This window comes from Mangrovibacterium sp., from assembly GCF_059905295.1.
The window spans coordinates 1-20,871 of the sequence record NZ_JBZQJF010000103.1; the positions used below are offsets into that span (position 1 = coordinate 1).

Consider the following 20,871-nt stretch of genomic DNA (forward strand, 5'->3'; position numbering starts at 1 on the left):
AATGCGGGTACTATAACCCAGCCCGGCCCAAACCATGAAATTTTTGCTGATTTCTTCACTTGTTCGGGCTCCCATGAAGATTTTATTCCCTTCAACCTTATTGGTGTTATAAAAGCTGGTGAATGGTCCGATTTCAAATTTCCCCAGATCGTAATAACTGGTCATCGACATGCGGGCAAGGTTATTTAAGATGTTGATTTGCTTTATGTTGCTTATTGAATCGATAACCTGTGTCGCGGCGATCTGTTTGTCGGTTAGCGGAGCCAGTCGATGCTTGGCCCAGTAGGTTGAATCCCGGTCTAAAGCGTCGGGAAGCTTTACTGTTTCATATTTTGCTTTCGGTGCGCTTAGTTTTATCTCTTCCGGCGGATTAATGACAACATCTTCAATTGTTGCGTTTTGTGTATAAAACAGTGAAACGCGCTTGGTATCCTTTTTCGGTGTTTTAAAGGGTATGTAGTCAAAAACAGCATCAATCTGGTTACGCTTATAAAATGGCGTCGAGTCATTCACAAAATAATATTCGCTGTTTAAGTGAAGGCGCTTCAAAAAGTTTAAGTTGCTTGTGGAGGAAAGATCACCATCAATTTCAACGATTGAATAGTATTTGTTTTCCGTTATAAAATACCCTTTAAATGTATTTTCACCAGCCCGACGTGGTTGAAAGTGCACACGATAGTGCATGACCCCATCAACTTTGGAACTATCGGCCAGAAAATATTTGTAATAGTACCACCCGTTTTCGGCCAGCGGACTTACAAAGTTTTGAGTGAAGATATTGATGAAGTTGTCATAGAAGTTCACCTCCATATCCAAAGCACTGGTATAGCCTGAAATTTCCAGGTTATTGAGAATACCTACTCCGTTTGTTCGATCGGCTAAAACAGTCGATTTCTTTTTTGCCGGATCCTTTTGAATTTCATTAAATACCAGCTGTTCTGAGAAATAGAGTGGGAGGTACTTGGTACTGTCTTTCCCGGTTTTTATGACATTGCTATTTTTTCTGAACGCTTTTGAATCGAGAATCTTATCGCCAAGGTTATTGATTTGATATTCCCACTGAGAGTATTTTTTGTACGAATACTTGTTATACTGATCCGGGTTGTTTTCCTTTTTACGATCCATAATGTGGCGGAATAATTTGCGCATAGGACCTTCATCGGGGGCAACCTGAACTTCAGATATATCGAAAGTTTCAGGTTTCATTACGACTGAAATACTGTGCATGTCCTCTCTGGGGAGCAACTTATTAATCGGGTTGTAGCCAATTGCCGTGAAATATAACGTGTCGGTTAATGCCGGGAATTTTAATGTGAAATTTCCCAAAGTGTCAGTCGTAGTACCAGTCGTGGTATGTTTGATGATGATATTGACAAACGGAATTGGTTCTCCCGTCTCTAGATCAGTAACCGATCCAGTCAACATTTTTTGCTGACCGTATGCCAAAGTTGCATGTGTTAAAATGATAAAACACAGCAAGATAAGCGCGTGTGTAACCTTAATGGTTTGTTTTAGCATGTTTGTTTTCCGTATCTGAAACTCTTAAACTCTTTCGCTTTCTCATGGCTTCATAAAAGCGATCGAATCCTGCTGTAAAAATGAATAAAAAAAATATAGCTTTTCACTTTTTACAATTTTTTTTAAAAAATGCACTGTTACCTTAACTGAATGGTGTTTAATAGTAACTTTTTGATTATTAAAGTGTAGATAGATTAATGGGAGTTAGGAAAGTGATCGTTTTTGTGGGGTGATTGGGTAAATATCCCTTTGAATTAAATTAATAATGAGACAATTATATAATAATCTTTTGTCTTGTTAAAGAGATTTTCCTGATATGATATTTAGCATCTAAATTATCTCAATTGTTTTTTTAAATTGTAGTATAATAATTACATCTATGAGAATCGTACTCGAGAACATTAGGGAATTGGTTCAGGTTGCAGATTGTAACGTTCGCTTTAAGTCGGGAAAGCAAATGGCATCGTTATCGGTGTTAAATAATGCTTACCTGGTTATGCGGGATGGTATAATCGAGGGTTTTGGACCAATGAAAGATCTGAATGATGAAAAACTGGATAATGATGTGCTGGTTGAGTTGGATTGTACAAACAGGATTGTTATGCCTTCCTATTGCGATTCGCACACGCATTTGGTTTATGCAGCATCCAGAGAGCAAGAGTTCGTAGACCGGATAAATGGACTGAGTTATGAAGAAATTGCTAAACGGGGAGGAGGAATCTTAAATAGTGCAAGCGCAATGGCAGAATGCTCGGAAGAGGATCTTTATGACGCTGCTATGCGTCGTTTACATGAGATTGCGATGCAGGGAACCGGTGCTGTGGAAATCAAAAGTGGCTATGGTTTGAGCACTGAGTCGGAGTTAAAGATGCTCCGTGTAATTCGACGCCTTAAAAAAGACAGTCCCATGGTTGTTAAATCGACCTTTTTGGGTGCACATGCAATGCCCGGAAAGTTTAAAGATGACCGACAAAAGTATATTGAGCAAATCATTCACGAAATGTTACCTGTAATTGCAGCCGAAGAATTGGCTGACTATATTGATGTGTTTTGTGATCAGGGATTTTTTACTCCTATGGAAGCGGAGCAAATATTGATGGCCGGGTTGAAGCACGGGCTTAGGCCCAAAGTGCATGCTAATGAGTTAGGTTTAACCGGAGGAGTACAAGTTGGTGTAAAATATAATGCTCTTTCAGTTGATCATTTGGAGCATGTGGGACCCGACGAAATTGAAGCTCTCAAAGGTACCGAAACAATGCCAACAGTGCTGCCCGGAGCTGCATTCTTTTTAAATCTGCCTTATTCGCCTGTTCGAGATATGATTGAAGCAGGTTTGCCTGTTGCACTGGCATCGGATTACAACCCGGGCTCTTCACCATCGGGAAATATGAACTTTATGGTAGCTATGGGCTGCATAAAATACAGAATGACACCCGAAGAAGCTATCAATGCAACGACGATAAATAGTGCCTATGCAATGGGGGTTGATGGTATTTGTGGCAGTATCTGCAAAGGGAAACTTGGAAATCTGTTTATTACGAAAGAAATACCGGGCTATAGCAGTATCCCGTATCATTATGCCGGAAACTTAATTGAAACAGTGATTTTGGACGGACAAATTATTTAAGCAAGATTGTTTATGAACCAGTTGATTGAATGTGTTCCTAATTTTAGTGAAGGGCAAAATCTACTTGTTATTAAGCAGATAACTAATGCTATTGAGAGTGTTGAAGGTATCCGGCTGTTAAATGTAGATCCGGGTAAAGCAACCAACCGGACCGTTGTCACCTTTGTTGGGTCTCCGGATGCAGTTGTGGAAGCGGCTTTTCGAGCTGTGAAAACAGCTTCTGAAGTGATTGATATGCGAAAACATCATGGTGAGCACCCTCGCTTCGGGGCTACTGATGTCTGCCCCTTGGTCCCGGTTGCCAATATTACGATGGAAGAGACCGTTGTTTACGCTCGAAAGTTAGCTCAGCGTATTGGCGACGAGTTGGCTATTCATGTGTATTGCTATGAGTTTGCTGCTTTCAGTAAGGAGCGTAAAAGTTTGGCTTATTGTCGCTCCGGAGAATATGAGGGCTTAGCTCAAAAATTGAAAGATCCGCAGGGAAAACCGGATTTTGGCCCTCTCGAACTGAATGAGCAGGCTGGAGCAACAGCCGTAAGTGCCCGTAATTTTTTAATTGCTTATAATATAAACCTCAATACTACATCGGTTCGGCGAGCTAATGCAATTGCTTTCGATGTTCGTGAATCAGGCCGTGTATTGCGCGAAGGTGATCCGATTACCGGTAAGATTGTCAAAGATAAGCAAGGAGTACCGGTACGTATTCCCGGAAGCTTACAAAAAGTAAGAGCTATAGGCTGGTATATTGAAGAGTACGGTATTGCCCAAATTTCGATGAACCTGACCGATATTACCGTCACCCCGATTCATAAAGCTTTCGAAGCGGTTTGTAAAAGTACTCATGATCGGGGAATGCGTGTTACCGGTTCCGAGTTGGTTGGCTTAATCCCCTTGAATGCCCTGTTGGAAGCCGGGAAATATTTTCTGCGAAAGCAACATCGTTCAATCGGTGTATCGGACGATGAGATCATCAAAATAGCGATTAAATCGATGGGACTGGATGAGCTGGCTCCGTTTAATCCACAAGAGCGAATTATCGAATATTTGTTGGAAGATCACACAAGCTTACTGCGTGGAAAAAGCCTGACCGATTTTATGAATGAGGCTGCATCAGAGTCTGCGGCACCGGGTGGTGGTTCAGTTTCAGCCTATGTTGGAGCTTTGGGAGCTGCCTTGGGAGGTATGGTTGCTAATTTGTCGGCACATAAACGTGGCTGGGATAATCGATGGGATGAGTTCTCCCAATGGGCAGATCAGGCTAAAACACATCAAGTTAAATTGCTACAATTGGTTGATGAGGATACGAAGGCTTTCAACCGGATTATGAATGCTTATGGTCTCCCGAAGTCTTCCGATGCAGAAAAATCAGCAAGAATTGAAGCAATCAAAAAAGCAACGATTGCAGCGATTGAAACTCCCTTGGCTGTCATGGAAGCAGCCTTGAACTCCTTGTCGGTAATTGGAGAGATGGCCGAACATGGAAATCCCAATTCTGTTTCGGATGCCGGTGTTGGTGCACTCTGTGGTCGCACTGCCGTTCATGGAGCCTATTTAAATGTTTTGATTAATCTCAAAGAATTAAACGATCCGGTATTATCGGCAAGCTTTAAGCATCGGGCCGAAGAATTATTCTATAAGGCCGAAGTAAAAGAACAGGAAATACTGAAAGTCGTTTACGAAAAGATTGCTTAGTTTAAGTTGGGAAAAGAAAAGCACTCCGAACAGAGTGCTTTTCTTTTCCTGATTATTATTTTTCCTTTGGATACTCAATTCGAACGTGGTAGACATTCATCAATTTCTCGAGTAGCGTATCTTTAATAATTGTAATATCCCGAAGAGTTAAAGCAGCATTATCCAATTGGCCGTCATCAATTTTTTGCTGAACCATTTTCTCAATTACCTCACGAATTGTATCTCTGTTTTTCTCTTTCAGAGCTCGTGTTGCTGCTTCAATACCATCAATAATCATGACGACGGAAGTTTCTTTATTTTGTGGCCGTGGTCCGGGATAAGTAAAATCTTTGGGGTCAGCAGCTACCTCTGGGTGTTCATTCTTGTACAAGGTATAGAAATACTTCGCTTGCATCGTACCGTGATGGGTTGTAATAAAATCAATCAATATCTCCGGTAACTTATGACGACGAGCCAGCTTTTCACCGTAAGTAACATGATCGATAATCACACGGGCACTTTCTTTGTAATCCATCGTGTTGTGTGGGCTCATACCTGCTGATTGATTCTCTATGAAGTAAACCGGCTGATTGGTTTTGCCAATATCGTGGTAGAGAGCTCCGGCATAAGCTAAAAAAGGGTTACCGCCAATCCGGTGGATGACTGCTTCTGCAAGGCTGGCAATCTGCAACGAGTGTTGAAATGTTCCCGGAGCTTCTTCAGATAGTTTTCGCAATAGCGGTTGGTTGGTATTAGAAAGTTCAATTAGAGTAACATCGGATACGAAACCAAATAATTTTTCGAAAATATAAATCAGCGGGTAAGCCAGCAGGATTAACATGGCATTACCGGCAAACCATTCCAAATCGTTCCAACGGATCGCATCAAAGTTTCCTTCCTGGATCATCGAGAGGGCGATAAAGAGTACACTATAAGTAATAAAGACCCATAAAGCCGTAAAAACCAGGTGAGATCGACGGTGTAGCTTGTCGAGACTGAAGACTGCGATAAAACCGGCAATCAGGTTTAGAAAGATGAACTCGTAGTTGTTGGGAGCAAAATAACCAATTAGCAGAGAGGTTACTAACAACGAAAATATGGCAGTCCTTGAGTCGAAAAAGATTCGAAGCAGAATGGGTAAGATTGCGAATGGGACGACATATACGTTAATAAAATCATGTTGCAGAATAAACCGGAATGTGAAAGTCATTAGTACAATCATCATCAAAATGAAGGTCAAATGTCTTTTTTCCTTGAAAATCTCGTTTCGAAAATAAGCCAGGTAAAGAATCAAAATGAGGATACACGCCAGAATGATAATCAACTTGCCAATAATTAGCATGTATCGGTCAATGTTTTGTCCTTGTTTGGTTTCGTAGCTTTTTTTCAATGAGTTCAAAATCATGAATTTATCCGGCGTTATAATGTCTCCTTTAAAGATTATCCGTTCGCCGGCCTGCACCATTCCCTGAGTCTCCGAAACGGCATCTAAGGCTTTGTTTAATTCCTGTAAATTGTATTCTTCGCCGTAGTTCAGGTTCGCCTGTATATAATCAGCCAAGTTTGCATTTTGATTTAGCTGGTTATAATTATCTTTTAATATTGACTTTACGGTGTCACTCAAGGTTTGGAATGCCGTTTTGAGTGAGTAGATAGAGTCGAGCATCACTTCGGTGATTATTTTATCCTGGACAACGAAAATTTCACTTTTGTCCTTTAACATTGGGTGGGTTTCCGGCGATTGAGAAATCACTCCGGCATCATATATGCGTGCTAAGGTATTTACAATGGTTTGCTTGTTTTGTTGGTTTAGTCCTTCTATTTCGCCACTTAAGCTATTGAGTTCAATTTCCAGATTTTTGCATTGTTGGATATTTACCAGACTGTCTTTTAGATAGTATGGAATAAATTGAGCTTTTACTGAATCCCGCTCGGTTTTAACAACTTCATCGGGCTTATAAATGGCAAAATTGAATGGTGCAATCAGGGTTTCGTGTCGCCATGGAGCATTTTTCTGGAATTCGTAGCGAAAACGGCTTTCGCCAGGGACGATTAGAAACAGCATAAATATCGTTGCCGAAAAAAGAAGGGCAATGAAAAATACATTATAATATCTACCGAGGCGGGTTAATAACTTTTTCATAAATACCTATTTATAGTCCAGAGTGGCGGTTAAAACTACGCGAGTAGTTGTTATCTTTGAGAACTAAAAATAATAATTTCTTTGATGAAATGACTCACTTCTCTTGAATTCTGTAGCGTAGAAGCTTGAGAAAAGGTGTTGTTTTTTTGTAAAATAGTAATTAATAGATGTATTACGGAGTTTCGGGTTTAAGCATTATTCCGGTCAGGAAAGAACCATCAGAGCGAAGTGAAATGATCTCGCAGATTCTGTTTGGGGAACATTTCGAAGTGCATGAGCAAATGATGGGATGGTGCCGTGTGGTTTTGGCTTATGATGGTTACGAAGGTTGGGTTGATCAAAAAATGATTACATCAATTCCGGAACGCACCTATGAAAAAATTGAAAAGTCTCCGGTTGCCGTTAGTACCGATATTTTTAACCTCATTCCGATTGAAGAGGAACAAAATATTATGATTGTGGCAGGGAGTTCTTTGCCTTGCTGGAGACCTTACAAACACGAATTTTCGATTGGTCGCGAAATCTTTAAAATGACTGGTAAGTTTACATATCATCAGCCGGATGAACTGCGTAAATTCATGATTCAGCGAGCCTTGATGTACTTCAACGCCCCTTATTTGTGGGGTGGGCGGTCACCATTTGGGATCGATTGTTCCGGTTTTTCTCAGATTATTTACAAGATGGCAGGCATAAAGTTACCTCGCGATGCTAAAGATCAGGTGCATTTGGGCGAAGCCTTGAGTTTTGTGGATGAAGCAAAACCCGGAGATCTGGCCTTTTTCGATAATGAAGAAGGTAATATTGTTCATGTTGGAATTATTTGGGAAAAGAATAAGATTATTCACGCTTCCGGAAAAGTGCGAATCGATAATGTTGACCAGTTTGGAATTTTCAATGTTGATACAAAACGCTATTCTCATAAAATGCGCGTCATGAAACGAATTGTGCCGTAATTAATTTATCCTCGTTATCATGTATACCTACAAATATCCACGTCCGGCTTTAACAGTTGATGCCATTGTGCTTAAAAAGGAAAGCAGACAATTGTTGTTGATTCAGCGAGGTATTGAACCTTACCAAGGGAAATGGGCTCTCCCGGGCGGCTTTGTTGAAATGGATGAACGACTTGCTGATGCTTGTCAACGGGAATTGATCGAAGAAACCAATTTGGAAATTAGCAGCTTGACACAGTTTTTAGTGGCTGATAAAGTTGATCGGGATCCACGGGGCCGAACAATTTCTGTGGTGTTTTACGGTTGGGCACAGGAAAATGCCGTTGTACAAGGTGGAGACGATGCCCGTGAAGCCAGGTGGTTTTCGATTGATCAGTTGCCGGAACTGGCCTTTGATCATGCTGATGTACTTGCTGAATTCAAGGCTAAAATTCTCCGGTAGCTCTTATTCTTACATTCAGGCGAACAGGCTATTTATTGCTGAATACTACGAAGAATCATCTCGTAGCTAGCCGAACCACAATTGAACAGCAGATCAATAATACTTAAGTTGGGTGTAAAACCGAACTTATCATCGAATACCTGGGTATAAACAGCAGCCTCAAATTCAGGATCGGGGAGTGCTTTCTGCTTTTTAGGGTGAATCGCTTCTCTGAAATTCAAAAAAGGCTCGGGTACTGCTTCAAAATCATTTGTAGTTGAAATTGAGGGCTGGACATCCAGAATTTCCAATATCGTTTCCAGGATCTCCCGGTTGAAGTCGAACAAATACTCGTATCGTTTTTCGAAGAATGGACGAAAATCTGCTTCCAGAATTTCAAAAAATGGTGTTGAGTTGTAGGCTGAAACAATGGCATTCCAATGGATATGCTGCCAATTGGTATCGTACGATATTTTTAAATCGGTAATTTTTTGTTTCAGACTTCTACCTTTTTCAATCGGAACAATGAGCGATTCAGGACCGTTTGCAGCCATAATTACCGCTCGGTTGCGATAGGTTTGCTTCACAAAGTGTTCATGCCCTTCAATCCAAATATGGCGATTTTTTAAAAACTTGGAGATGTACTGTACCGGAGGAAGGTAGGCCGTACTCAGGAGAATTGGGAAATCTTGCATGAATTGTTACGCGTTGAATAAATCATTTTCAGAGCCACCTTTCATTTCAATACCTTCCGGGTGATTCTCTTCAGTTTCGTCTTGCTTTTCCTGTAGTTCATTAAGCTCTTTTTGCAAGGCTTTAATTTTCGCTTTTAACGACCATATTTTAGGGTAGTTTAGCAGCGCTGCAATGATAAAACCGGTAATAACACACACCACCAGCGTAAGAACTAACGGAACATCAGAGAGTTGCCAGAATAACAACTTGAGGTCCACGACAACACTGTTTTGTAGCGTGAAAATAACCAATAACAGTGCGAGTAAGAGTAAAATGATAATTCCTGCAGACATCGATTATTTTTTTTACGTAAAATAATGAAAAAAAGGATAATCAACCTAATGGCGGATTACCCTTTCGTGCTTAACGTTTAAAATATTTATCAATGAACAAATGAGAAGAGGCGTTTCCAGCGAATGTTTGCAGGGAAACTTTTCTCTTTGTCCAGGGATAACCAAATAAAGACTGCTTTCCCAACAATATGATCTTCGGGTACAAAACCCCAATAACGCGAGTCGGCAGAGTTGTGGCGGTTGTCACCCATCATCCAATAGTAATCCATACCAAAGGTGTATTGAGTGGCTACTTTCCCGTCAATATAAATGGAGCTGTCTTTTACTGCAAAGTCGTGGCCTTCGTAAGTCTGGATAATTCGTTTATAAAGCGGAAGGTTATCCATATTAAGGTCGACTGTTTGCCCTTTCTTCGGAATTTGAAGGGGACCGAAATTATCAACATTCCACGGGTATTTTTCGCTGAATGGGAAAATATTGTGATCCCAGTTTCCGGCAGCCATATTGACCTTTTTGACGGAAGTTACATTACTCAGTTTTTCAATCTTTTTGACTTGCTCATCGGTCATCGGAAAAAGGAACTGATTGCCGTTAAAGGCTTGTTGATCAGCTCTTGAAATGCCAATGTCTTCCAGTGTTTTTCGATTAATGGCAACCCCGTTGGTTGTTACGATATAGTCGTACTGAAGGCCGGCAATCGGAGATTGTGGTTTATCATTGACATAAACCTGCCCGTCTTTAATTTCGATAACATCGCCAGGAATTGCAATACAGCGTTTAATATAGTTTTCCTGTTTATCGACCGGACGGCTGATGATATCTCCAAAGGTGCGTTTATCAGTCCACACGCGCTCGCGACCATAGTTTCGAATCAGGTAATAGTAACTTTGCGTTTGCATATTGGTGGCAACTGTATCGCCTTCCGGGAAGTTGAAAACAACAATGTCGTCGTTTTTCACTTTCCCAAAACCAGCCATACGATGATAATCATTTTCGATCCAGGTTAAATAGGAAGGTGTGTTTTTCGTCAATGGCAAAGTATGATGCACAAACGGAAACGACAGTGGCGTATTCGGGATTTTGGGACCGTACGCAGTTTTGCTGACGAACAGAAAGTCACCAACCAACATCGATTTCTCCATGGATGGAGTAGGGATCGTGTAGGCTTCGATAAAGAATGTGCGAATGAAGGTTGCTGCGATAATCGCAAAAATGATGGCATCGACCCATTCAATCACTTTTGTTTGTTTGCCTCCCGGTGGATTTTTCTTTTTCCAGAAAGCCCAGTGAACTTTCTTGGTGACGTACATGTCGAAAATGACAGCCAGTCCAATGAACCACCAATAATTTTCAAGCCAAATGACCCATAAGCTGTAAAGGAGGCCAACTACAGCAAACTTAAACCATTTGTTGGTTAAAATATTTCTCATGAATTATAAGTTTAAGAGATCGTTCATGGTTAACAAGCCTTTTTTGTCGTGGCTGTATTCGGCAGCTAAAACAGCACCAAATGCAAATCCATGGCGACTTTTAGCGCTATGTTCAATCATGATGTGATCGACTTCTGATTCATATTTAATACGGTGAATACCCGGAACTTGTCCTTCTCTGAGGGCTTCAATATGCATTTGTTCCGGTGAGGTTGGAGTATCTAAAGTCCAGCTTGTTTTTGCCGGGTAATTCTCAAATAAATCTTCGGCCAGTGAGATGGCTGTACCACTTGGGGCATCTAATTTTTGGGTGTGGTGAACTTCAACCATGCTCACATCATATCCTTCACGGCCGGTCATGAGCTTAGCTAATTTCTTGTTTAAAGCGAAAAATAAGTTTACTCCTAAACTGAAGTTGGAGGCATAAAAGAAGGTTCCGTTTTTAGCTTCCATCTCATTATAAACCAATTCTTTTTGATCGAGCCAGCCAGTGGTTCCGCTGACAACAGGAACTCCGGCTTCAAAACAAAGCTTGTAATTATCAATGGCTGACTTTGGAACTGTAAATTCAATGGCAACATCGGCCTTTTTCAAATTCTCAACAGTTAAGTCATCCTGGTTTGATATGTCTATTTTTAAAACGATTTCATGTCCACGGTCGAGCGCGATCTGCTCAATGGTTTTTCCCATTTTACCGTATCCGATAAGTGCAATCTTCATAAAAATCAATAGTTATTTTTAACGGTTTGACTCGAATCTGGTGTTTTCAAACCTGTTTGTTTTTATTCAAGGCTTACAAAGATAAAAATTACACCACAAAACTATCATGAATGGCAATTTAAGCTTCATTTTTTCGGTGAACCAAGGTTTCTTAACGGTATGAACCGCTTTTTGGCGATTTTTTCTTCTGTATCCCGAATACGTTTTGTTGGGGGCTGCCTGAGTGATTCAGAGTAACTTTTGTATTTTTAGGGAAATTTTAAGTTATGAGAAATCATCTGCAACGTGTAGCGGCCATTCACGACTTAAGCGGCTTTGGTCGTGCCTCGTTAACCGTTGTTATCCCTATATTATCGTCGATGGGCATTCAGGTTTGCCCGCTGCCTACGGCTGTATTGTCGTCACACAGTGCATTTCCCGGATTTAATGGCCGCGATTTGACCAATGAACTACCGCAAATGATTGATCACTGGCGGGAATTGAATATTCAGTTTGATGCGATTTATTCGGGTTATCTGGGAGCTGTTGGGCAAATTGATATGATGAAAGACTTTATCAATGATTTTGCAGCTGTTGATCAGTTGGTGGTTGTTGACCCGGTGTTGGGGGATAACGGAAAGCTCTATTCTGCTTTCGATGCGTTGATGGTGGAGAAAATGAAAGAACTTGTTGCGAAGGCCGAAGTGATTACTCCGAATTTGACGGAGGCCGCTTTCTTATTGGGTGAAAAGTATCATCCTCAGGTAAGTATCGCCGAGCTAAAATCGTGGTGCGTACGCTTGGCCGAGCTGGGGCCACAGCAGGTTATTATTACCAGTGTGCCGGAAGAGAACATGCCTAACAAAACATCGGTGATGGCATATAATGCGGGGGATTCACGCTACTGGCGGGTGAGCTGTGATTATTTACCTGCGAATTATCCGGGTACCGGCGATGCTTTTGCCAGTGTGATGGTTGGCGCTTTGTTGCAGGGTGATAGTTTGCCAATTGCCCTTGATCGTGCTGTTCATTTTATATCGATGGGAGTGCGGGCAACCTTTGGTCATGATCAACATCCGGCCGAGGGAATTCTGATTGAAAAGGTATTGCCTTCATTGAATGCACCGGTGCAAATAAGTAGTTATCAGCTGTTGGATTAAAGAGAGCGAGAGATTATGGACTACAAAAAGAAAATTGGATTAGTTGCTACTGACCTGGACGGAACTTTGCTTCGAAGAGATAAAACAATTAGCAAAGAGGATTGGGAAATGCTGGAATTTTTAGGTGAGCATGGCATCCTCCGTGTCGTTGCAACCGGACGCAATTACCGGAAAGTAAAGGAAGTTATTCCGGACCATGCGCCTTTCGACTATGTCGCATTCTCAACAGGTGCTGGTATTTTCGATTGCCGGAACAATGAGCTGTTGTACAAGAAAAATATTGAACAGCCCACAGTCAATCACATCATTGATGTTTTGGTTGGCAAGCGGTTAAATTTCTATGTCTTTAAAGGTATTCCGGAAAATTCGTACTGCTGGTATTATCGCGGTGAGCATCTTTGTGAAGAATTTGAGCGGTATTATAAAGTTCATCATGAATATGCCAGCCTACTGCCCAAGACCGAAGAAATTGATTCAACGGCCTGCCAGTTTTTAGTCATTTTTGAGCATGCTGAAGATTTCAACCTGCTTAAAACGGAATTGGAAAATCATTTTGATGATATCAAAGTTTTAAGGGCGAGCTCTCCGCTGGAAACCGGTTATGTTTGGATGGAAATCTTTCACAAATCGGTTTCTAAAGGTAATGCCATTCAATATTTATGCGACTTGCATGGTATTCCGCATGACTTAACATTCAGCATTGGGAATGATTACAACGATCTTGAGTTACTTGATTTTACTTCAATCTCATACCTGGTTGACAATAGCCCGGAAGAACTGAAACCTAGATACCTGAAAGCCCCGAGTAACGAGGAAAACGGGTTTAGCAGTTCTGTTCGGAATCATTTGTTTGATTAATTTCCTTTCGAGAAAATACTCCGACTTAATTTTTCCCCGCTTAATACGACGCTTGAAGACGACTGAAGGATTCCATTCATTAGCCACAAGTTTCTTATTCGATCCAATAATTTGGTTCGAACAGGATGTCCTTCAGAAATACGAATTGAACGTCGTTTTACATTATTTAACACATATTTTCTTACGCTGTATTAAACCTGCTGCTTGCTGTTTAGTCAAAATGCCGACTTTTATTTAAAAATCAGATTTAAAAGCGCAATCTATTGCGAGTTCAAATCGAAACAAATACAGGAAGCAAATAAAACTTTAAAATGAATTTTATGAAGAAATTATTCCTAATTGCAGTTTTGTTCCTTGGCTTAATAACAGTTGCTGAGGCACAACGTGGTAGTGGTGAGCGACCATCAAAAACAGAAAATGGCCAGCGCCCGCAACGCATGAACCCGGAAGAACGGGTTGCAAATCAAACCAATCGCTTGAAAGAGCAGTTGAAGTTAACAGATGAGCAGACAACCAAAGTAAAAGCTTTGTTGACTGAAAACATGGAAAAACAACGTGCTGAATTTGAAAAACGTCGCGAAGAAATGCAAAAAGCTCGTGAAGAAGGACAGCAAATGGATCGCGATAAAATGCGTGCAGAGATGCAAACTCGGATGGAAGCGCAAGACAAACAGATTGAAGCTTTGCTAACTCCGGAACAGAAAACGAAGTACCAGGAAATTGTTAAGGAGCGAAGTGAGCGTATGAAAGAACGCCGCATGGGACCTCCTCCAAGTGACAGTGGCAATGATAATTAATAAAGATATTAAGCCGTTTCAGCAATGAAGCGGCTTTTTTAGTCCTCTAATTTCTTCACCAGCTTTTCGGCATCAGCCATTTCTTCCACTTTTCCTAGGTCCATCCAAACGGATTGGCTGTCGATATAAGCCGCAATTTTAAATGTTTTAGCCAATCGTAAATACAGCTCTATAATCGAGAATTTTCCAGTCTCAGTAATTTCATTCAGCAGTTCCGGTTGGATGATGTGAATCCCGCTAAAAGCATACTCCCGAGAACCTGTAATTCCTTCCGGACGGGATGTCTTCAGATCACCGGTTTTTTTATTCTTCCAACCAACCAACACCCCTTCGTTGAATAGTAAATAACGGGAAGTTTCGCGATTACGAACAACCAGGGTTGCCAGTGCCTGCTTTTGCCGATGATAATGGAGAAGTTCGGTGAAGTTCAGGTTTGTTAAAACATCAACGTTAATCAGTAGGATGGGTTCGTTTCCGGCAAGGAGTGCCTTTGCCTTTAATAGACCACCTCCGGTATCCAGTAGGGCCTCACTTTCGTCTGAAATATGAATTGTCAAGCCAAAATTATTCCTGGATTGGAGGAAATCGATGATCTGATTTCCAAAATGATGAACATTGATGACAATTTCACGGATGCCATTTTGCTTGAGCTGGTTAATGCATCGTTCCAGCAATGTTATTTCGCCAATTTCGACCAGTGCCTTAGGTTTGTCATTGGTGTATGGCTTTAGGCGGGTGCCTAATCCAGCTGCGAAGAGCATGGCTTTCATCCGTCGTTGTTTTTGGTGTTAATGAAAAAGGGACTTTGCAGCCCCTTGTTTTTATTATTGTAGTTCGTTTTTCAAGGCAACCATTTTAATGGCGGTAACGGCGGCTTCGTCGCCTTTGTTGCCTAATCGCCCACCAGCACGATCGAGTGCCTGTTGTTCGTTGTCGGTCGTTAAAACACCAAAGATAAATGGCTTGTTGTACTTCAAATTCAACTCCGTTGTTCCTTGCGTTACACCATCACAAATAAAATCGAAATGGCGGGTGTCTCCTTGAATAACGCATCCAATCAGTATAATTGCATCGGCTTGGGTGTACTCAGCTAGAAACTGACCACCTAAAGGCAATTCAAATGTTCCCGGAACGTGTTTCAGTGTAATATTGTTCTCGCTGGCTCCGTGTTTCATTAAAGTGTCCATTGCGCCTTGTGCAAGAGCACCGGTAATTTCGTAATTCCATTCAGCTACTACAATTCCGAACTTCATGTGCTCCGCAGATGGTACCGAAGCCAAATCGTATTCTGATAAATTTTTTGTTGCCATTGCTTTTGTTTTTTTACAAAAATAAAAAATCCCCTGCATTGAGGGGATTTTCAAAAATATTTTAGATCAACTTATTTTTTCATTTCCATTTCAACGCGAGCGATGTACTTGTCAATTGTACGGGCTTCGGTTGAAGTAGGGTAGTCTTTTTTAATTTGATTGTAAACATCAAGAGCATCATCATATGAACCTTGAGTTTCCATCAATTGACCGGCTTTCAGTAAATAAACCGGAGTTGTAAAGTCGTTTTTTGTAGAGTAAGCACTTTTGTAAGCGCTCAGTGCCTTTTCCGGTTCGTTCAGCTCAGCATAGCAATCACCTTTAGCACCTTCCAATACAGGAGCTAAAACCAGGTCTTCAGTGCTAAAGTCATTCAAATAGTCCAAAGCATCTTGATATTGGCCTAAATGAAGGTAAGAAATACCAACATAGTAGTTTGATAAATTAGCAGCCGGAGTTGAGCCGTAATCTTCAATGATATCCAAAAATCCAGGATTTGTTCCGTCACCGTTGATCGCCAGGTTGAACGAATCTTTCTCGAAGTATTGTTGCGCAAAGAACATTTCATTCTGAGCTGCTTTTTCTTTCGGTTGAACATACAACCGTGTGAAACCCAGGTAACCAGCAACGACCACCACAATTGCACCAATTATAATGGTTAAAATTTTCTGGTTATCTTCAATAAACTGCTCTGATTTCGTTAACGCATTTTCAACTTCCTGCAGGTTGTCACCCTGTTTGTGATCTTTGTTCGTTGCCATATTTTAAGTATGATTATTCTAAAATTGTGACGCAAAAATATACTTTTTTAGAAAACAAGAACCAGAAATGTTTTATAAAATTTAATATTAATCAACACATTGCTGTTGGTTATTTCCTGAATAGCTGTTTCATCTTTCATGTTGAAGGTGGATTATTGTGCATCTGATTGATATCCAAATCAAGACCATACTTCGTACTAAGTCCCTGGCGGAGCATCTGTGTAGAATAAAAGTTCACTGCCTGCAATGCTGATCTTTATTTATTAGTTTTGCTTCTGAAAATTCTGAATTCATGTACCTCGAAAGTTTATCACTGCTAAATTTTAAAAATATCGAAGAGGCTGATTTACAGTTCTCCTCGGACTTGAACTGCTTTATCGGGAACAACGGAGCCGGCAAAACAAATTTGATGGATGCCATCTATTATTTGTCGTTCTGCAAAAGCTTTCTGAATTCGGTTGACGGGATGAATATTCAGCATGATCAGGAATTTTTTGTGATTCAGGGGAAATACCAGCGAAATGAACAGGAAGAACTGATTCATTGCGGACTGAAAAGAGGACAGAAAAAGACTTTCAAACGAAATAAAAAGGAATACCGGAAGCTGGCCGAGCACATTGGTTTGCTGCCGTTGATTATTGTTACGCCATCGGATAGTGATTTGATCATGGGTGGGAGCGATGAGCGGCGTAAGTTTCTGGATGCCATCATCTCGCAATATGATCAGGCCTACCTGGATGCACTTATCCGATACAACCGGGCTTTGCTTCAACGCAATAAGTTACTGAAACAATTTGCTGCCGAGCGCTTTTTTAACGAGGAAAGTCTGGAGGTTTGGAGCGATCAGCTGGTATTGTATGGTGAGAAGATTCACACCAAGCGGGTGGAATACATTACGCAGTTACAACCGATTTTTCAGCATTACTACGAGTTGATTTCTTCCGGAAAAGAAGTAATTGGTATGGAGCATCAATCGCAGCTGTACGATGGCGATTTTGCAGAACAACTTCGGGAGAATCTGGATCGCGATCGGATGATTCAATATACAACCGTGGGAATTCACAAAGATGACATTCTTTTTAAACTGGGCGACTACCCGATTAAGAAAATCGGTTCGCAAGGGCAGAAGAAGACCTACCTGGTATCTTTAAAGTTGGCCCAGTTCGATTTTATAAAGAATATGGCAGAGATGACACCCATCTTGTTGTTGGACGACATATTCGATAAGCTGGACAAAAACAGGGTGGAGCAAATTGTCAAGTTGGTGGCCGATGATCATTTCGGACAGATTTTTATAACGGATACCAATCGCGAACACCTGGATCAGATTATTCGCGAGGTGCAGGCTGATGCTAAAATTTTTAGAGTAGTTGACGGAACAGTAAACGATGTAACAGATGAGAAAGAGTAATACCGAGAAATTAAGCGAAGTTTTAAGGCAATATGTCGAACAAAATAAACTTCAAACCAAACTGTCGGAGGTAGATATTGTGAGCTCGTGGGAGCGCCTGATGGGGAAAACTGTTGCATCGTACACCGAAGATATCCGGATTACCAACGGAACATTATTCATTAAGCTGCGTTCGCCGATTCTGAAAAATGAGCTGATTATGATGCGCGAACAAATAAAAAAGCACCTGAATGAAGAAGCAGGTGCTGAAGTTATTAAGCAAATTGTTTTTCGGTAGTTAAAAACGCTCGACGCGCGAGAAAAAGAAATCACTTTCACGAATCGCACTGGCGTCGCTGTCGGAACCATGTACCGCATTATGCGTTTTCGATGCCGCAAATAACTTCCGGATGGTGCCTTCGTCGGCCTCCACAGGATCGGTTGAACCGATCAGTTTTCGAAAATCGGCAATGGCATTTTCTTTCTCCAAAATGGCCGCAACAATCGGCGAAGAGCTCATGAAATCGGTTAAATCATCAAAAAAAGGTTTGCCTTCGTGCTCTGCATAAAACTCACAGGCTTGTTCTTTTTTGAGTTTGGTATATTTCAAAGCTTTGATTACAAATCCAGCTTCGTTAATTTTCCCCAGGATGGGGCCGATTAGGTTACGTTCAACTGCACCTGGCTTGATGATGGTTAATGTTACATTTCCTGCCATAATTGATATGTGTTAGTTTGTATAATCGTGATTGCATTAAATATAAAAAAATAAACCATTTGAAGGCCTGACGGTTTTCATTTTTTATATTTGTGAACCTTAAAAACAGAATATTTTGAAACCTTTTAATACAGAATATATTAAAGAGCTCAAGGCTGCAATCGACCAGCAAAATGAGCCAATCGTTATTGTTCCGCACATTAATCCGGATGGCGATGCCATCGGTTCAGTGCTCGGATTTGCACAAATTTTGAAGAATGCAGGCAAACAGGTTGTCGTGATTTCACCGAACCATTTTCCGGAGTTTTTGAAATGGATGAAAGGTAGCGAAGAGCTCGTTGTTTATGTGAATGCGCGTGAGAAAGCACAAAAGATTATTGCTGAGGCAACCATGGTTTGTTGTCTTGATTTTAACCATTTGTCGCGGACTGGAGAGATGAAGGAACTGGTCGAAAATTTCGAAGGTAAGCGGGTGATGATTGATCACCATCCCTATCCGCAGGGATTTGCGGATATTGAGCTTTCTTACCCTGATTATTCATCGACTGCCGAATTGGTATTTCATGTGGTTAAAGCAATTGGTTACGAGCAGTATATCGATTTGGATGCTGCCGAATGTTTGTTCTGCGGAATCATGACCGACACCGGCTCGTTCGATTACAATGTATCTGATCCGCAAACCTTCAACACCGTGAGCGAATTGCTGGCTTTGGGTGTCAATCCGGAAGATATTCACGGCCGGGTATTCGATAACTATTCGGTGGACCGTATGCGACTGATGGGCTATTGCCTGAGTGAATGTATGGAAGTGTTTCCCGAATATCATGCAGCAGTGATGTACTTGTCGAAAGAAACTAAAGCCCGGTTTAATTACCAGAAAGGGGATAACGAAGGCTTTGTGAATATGCCTTTGTCCATTAAAGACATCCACTTTAGTGCCTTTTTTACCGAAAATGATGACCAGATTAAGGCCTCGTTTCGTTCGAAAGGAGAGTTTGCTGTGAACGAGTTTGCAACGGCTCATTTTAATGGTGGTGGACACCGGAACGCTGCAGGTGGCGAGGTCTTCGACAGCTTGAGTGCCGTTGTTGAACGATTCCGAAAATTACTTCCTGAATACGGAACTGAATTGAAAAGAACCAAATTGGATTGATCTGGAGAATACAACTAATGAAACAACTGAAATTACGAAATATATGGTTGGCCTTCGGCTTACTGGCGATGGTCGCTTGCGGAAAGGATAACACAGACGATGTTACTTATTCGGCTGAAAACGAGGCTGCAGAGATTACAAGCCTGATTGAAGAGTGGACTGCCGCAGGATACGATGTCGACACAACGGCTGCCGGAGTTTACTATTATATTGAAAATGAAGGAGCGGGCAACTATGTCCAGCCTGGAGATTCAATCGGCATAAGCTATACAGCCTCTTTTACCGATGGTACCATCTTTGATTCAACTTCTTCTCTGGAGGATGGAATTTGGCGCTATGTTCCTGATAATATTTCTTTAATTGAAGGTTTTGCCGATGCTGTTAACCACTTGAATGAAGGGGCTTCCGGTAAGTTTATTATTCCTTCCTCCTTAGGTTACGGACCATCTGGCTATTCCATTATTCCACCCTATACGCCATTGGTTTTCGATATCGAATTGGTGGCTATATACCCCGACGAAACAGCGCTGTAATCCATGAATCCCCAGCAACTCAAGCTTTTTAAACAATTATTGCCGGGCTTTATTCCCTTGTTTGCCTTTATCCTGATTGATGAACTCTGGGGGACACAAGCCGGGCTTATTGCCGCTCTGGTGATCGGAGTTGGCGAATTATTGTGGGTTTGGGTGAAGGAGAAACGTTTCGAACGATTTGTGCTGTTCGATACTTTGCTGTTGCTGGCTCTTGGTGGCGTTTCGCTGATACTCCATAACGAGATATTTTTCAAATTGAAGCCCGGATTGGTTCAGCTGATCCTGTGTGCAATCCTAGCATTCTCGGCCTATTCGCGGGTAAATATCGTTGGGTTGATGAGCCAGCGGTACATGAAGGGAATGACAGTTGACGATGCTCAAATGCAGCAAATGCGTCAAAGCCTGAAGCTCATGTTCTGGATTTTTCTGGCGCATACAGCTTTGGTGTTTTATGCTACTTTCTACCTGTCAGATGCGGCCTGGGCTTTCATTTCCGGTGGTTTGTTCTATATCTTGTTTGGTGTGGTTTTCCTGATCACTTTCTGGAAGCAAAAACGACAAAATAAAGCACTGGAGCAAGAGGAACAGCTGCCGATTGTGGATGAAACAGGAAAGGTGCTGGGGCGTGCTCCACGGTCTGTTTGCCACAATGGCTCCAAGCCTTTGCATCCGGTGGTTCATTTGCACGTTTTTAATGC

The 20,871-nt window shown here is 41.4% G+C and carries 22 protein-coding genes; 12 read left to right on the plus strand and 10 right to left on the minus strand.

What is annotated here, in order from left to right; translation table 11 throughout:
* Positions 1-1,518 (minus strand): DUF5686 family protein (locus AC37HE_RS05510; protein ID WP_500781789.1); only part of this gene is annotated, 1,518 nt, incomplete at its 3' end.
* 379 nt (positions 1,519-1,897) lie between these two features.
* Here AC37HE_RS05510 and hutI point away from each other — a divergent pair.
* Together hutI and ftcD are read left to right on the plus strand one after the other, a co-directional pair.
* On the plus strand, positions 1,898-3,145 hold the full coding sequence (hutI, locus tag AC37HE_RS05515; RefSeq protein WP_500781790.1) for an imidazolonepropionase: 1,248 nt from the start codon (positions 1,898-1,900) through the stop codon (positions 3,143-3,145).
* Positions 3,146-3,157: 12 nt separating this feature from the next.
* Positions 3,158-4,840 (plus strand): glutamate formimidoyltransferase, encoded by a 1,683-nt coding sequence (gene ftcD, locus AC37HE_RS05520; protein ID WP_500781791.1) that lies wholly within the window; start codon positions 3,158-3,160, stop codon positions 4,838-4,840.
* A gap of 55 nt (positions 4,841-4,895) precedes the next feature.
* Here the strand turns inward: ftcD and AC37HE_RS05525 are convergent, their stop codons facing one another.
* Positions 4,896-6,962 carry an HD family phosphohydrolase gene (locus AC37HE_RS05525; protein WP_500781792.1) on the minus strand — a complete coding sequence of 689 codons (2,067 nt, stop codon included), beginning with the start codon at positions 6,960-6,962 and terminating at the stop codon, positions 4,896-4,898.
* A gap of 167 nt (positions 6,963-7,129) precedes the next feature.
* Between AC37HE_RS05525 and AC37HE_RS05530 the strand changes: the two genes are divergently transcribed.
* Positions 7,130-7,915 (plus strand): C40 family peptidase, encoded by a 786-nt coding sequence (locus AC37HE_RS05530; protein ID WP_500781793.1) that lies wholly within the window; start codon positions 7,130-7,132, stop codon positions 7,913-7,915.
* Between the two features lie 19 nt (positions 7,916-7,934).
* Entirely contained in the window at positions 7,935-8,357 is a 423-nt protein-coding gene (locus AC37HE_RS05535) for an NUDIX domain-containing protein (RefSeq protein ID WP_500781794.1), read from the plus strand.
* A 32-nt stretch (positions 8,358-8,389) separates the two neighbouring features.
* Here AC37HE_RS05535 and AC37HE_RS05540 read toward each other — a convergent pair whose 3' ends face one another.
* The 4 genes from AC37HE_RS05540 to dapB form a co-directional block, all read right to left on the minus strand.
* A complete protein-coding gene (locus AC37HE_RS05540; RefSeq protein WP_500781795.1) occupies positions 8,390-9,031 on the minus strand; it encodes a WbqC family protein in 642 nt (213 codons plus the stop codon).
* A gap of 6 nt (positions 9,032-9,037) precedes the next feature.
* Complete coding sequence (locus tag AC37HE_RS05545) at positions 9,038-9,364, minus strand: LapA family protein (RefSeq protein WP_500781796.1); 327 nt, start codon at positions 9,362-9,364, stop codon at positions 9,038-9,040.
* 89 nt (positions 9,365-9,453) lie between these two features.
* Complete coding sequence (lepB, locus tag AC37HE_RS05550) at positions 9,454-10,794, minus strand: signal peptidase I (protein ID WP_500781797.1); 1,341 nt, start codon at positions 10,792-10,794, stop codon at positions 9,454-9,456.
* Between the two features lie 3 nt (positions 10,795-10,797).
* Positions 10,798-11,514, minus strand: a complete 717-nt coding sequence (gene dapB, locus AC37HE_RS05555) for a 4-hydroxy-tetrahydrodipicolinate reductase (protein WP_500781798.1) — start codon at positions 11,512-11,514, stop codon at positions 10,798-10,800.
* Positions 11,515-11,780: 266 nt separating this feature from the next.
* Here dapB and AC37HE_RS05560 point away from each other — a divergent pair, with 266 nt between their 5' ends.
* The 3 genes from AC37HE_RS05560 to AC37HE_RS05570 all read left to right on the plus strand — a co-directional run bounded on the left by AC37HE_RS05560 (position 11,781) and on the right by AC37HE_RS05570 (position 14,308).
* The gene (locus AC37HE_RS05560; protein ID WP_500781799.1) at positions 11,781-12,653 is read left to right on the plus strand and encodes a pyridoxamine kinase; all 873 of its coding nucleotides are present in this window, start codon (positions 11,781-11,783) and stop codon (positions 12,651-12,653) included.
* Positions 12,654-12,668: 15 nt separating this feature from the next.
* Complete coding sequence (locus tag AC37HE_RS05565; protein ID WP_500781800.1) at positions 12,669-13,511, plus strand: HAD-IIB family hydrolase; 843 nt, start codon at positions 12,669-12,671, stop codon at positions 13,509-13,511.
* Positions 13,512-13,831: 320 nt separating this feature from the next.
* On the plus strand, positions 13,832-14,308 hold the full coding sequence (locus AC37HE_RS05570; RefSeq protein WP_500781801.1) for a Spy/CpxP family protein refolding chaperone: 477 nt from the start codon (positions 13,832-13,834) through the stop codon (positions 14,306-14,308).
* 38 nt (positions 14,309-14,346) lie between these two features.
* Here AC37HE_RS05570 and AC37HE_RS05575 read toward each other — a convergent pair whose 3' ends face one another.
* The 3 genes from AC37HE_RS05575 to AC37HE_RS05585 form a co-directional block, all read right to left on the minus strand.
* Positions 14,347-15,078, minus strand: a complete 732-nt coding sequence (locus AC37HE_RS05575; RefSeq protein WP_500781802.1) for a nucleotidyltransferase family protein — start codon at positions 15,076-15,078, stop codon at positions 14,347-14,349.
* Between the two features lie 54 nt (positions 15,079-15,132).
* Positions 15,133-15,618: a 6,7-dimethyl-8-ribityllumazine synthase gene (gene ribH, locus AC37HE_RS05580; protein ID WP_500781803.1), complete on the minus strand. Its 486-nt coding sequence runs from the start codon at positions 15,616-15,618 to the stop codon at positions 15,133-15,135.
* 71 nt (positions 15,619-15,689) lie between these two features.
* On the minus strand, positions 15,690-16,379 hold the full coding sequence (locus tag AC37HE_RS05585) for a tetratricopeptide repeat protein (RefSeq protein WP_500781804.1): 690 nt from the start codon (positions 16,377-16,379) through the stop codon (positions 15,690-15,692).
* A gap of 292 nt (positions 16,380-16,671) precedes the next feature.
* On the opposite strand from AC37HE_RS05585, the gene recF reads away from it, so the two are divergent.
* Both recF and AC37HE_RS05595 read left to right on the plus strand, forming a co-directional pair.
* Positions 16,672-17,790, plus strand: a complete 1,119-nt coding sequence (gene recF, locus AC37HE_RS05590) for a DNA replication/repair protein RecF (protein ID WP_500781805.1) — start codon at positions 16,672-16,674, stop codon at positions 17,788-17,790.
* Positions 17,777-18,067: a DciA family protein gene (locus tag AC37HE_RS05595; RefSeq protein ID WP_500781806.1), complete on the plus strand. Its 291-nt coding sequence runs from the start codon at positions 17,777-17,779 to the stop codon at positions 18,065-18,067. Before recF ends, AC37HE_RS05595 begins: the two co-directional genes overlap by 14 nt.
* On the opposite strand, the gene ndk is transcribed toward AC37HE_RS05595, so the two are convergent.
* The gene (gene ndk, locus AC37HE_RS05600; protein WP_500781807.1) at positions 18,068-18,487 is read right to left on the minus strand and encodes a nucleoside-diphosphate kinase; all 420 of its coding nucleotides are present in this window, start codon (positions 18,485-18,487) and stop codon (positions 18,068-18,070) included.
* A 115-nt stretch (positions 18,488-18,602) separates the two neighbouring features.
* Here ndk and AC37HE_RS05605 point away from each other — a divergent pair, with 115 nt between their 5' ends.
* The 3 genes from AC37HE_RS05605 to AC37HE_RS05615 form a co-directional block, all read left to right on the plus strand.
* The gene (locus tag AC37HE_RS05605) at positions 18,603-19,640 is read left to right on the plus strand and encodes a DHH family phosphoesterase (protein ID WP_500781808.1); all 1,038 of its coding nucleotides are present in this window, start codon (positions 18,603-18,605) and stop codon (positions 19,638-19,640) included.
* Between the two features lie 17 nt (positions 19,641-19,657).
* A complete protein-coding gene (locus AC37HE_RS05610) occupies positions 19,658-20,173 on the plus strand; it encodes an FKBP-type peptidyl-prolyl cis-trans isomerase (protein WP_500781809.1) in 516 nt (171 codons plus the stop codon).
* A gap of 3 nt (positions 20,174-20,176) precedes the next feature.
* On the plus strand, positions 20,177-20,871 hold a 695-nt coding region (locus AC37HE_RS05615), incomplete at its 3' end, for a septation protein IspZ (protein ID WP_500781810.1).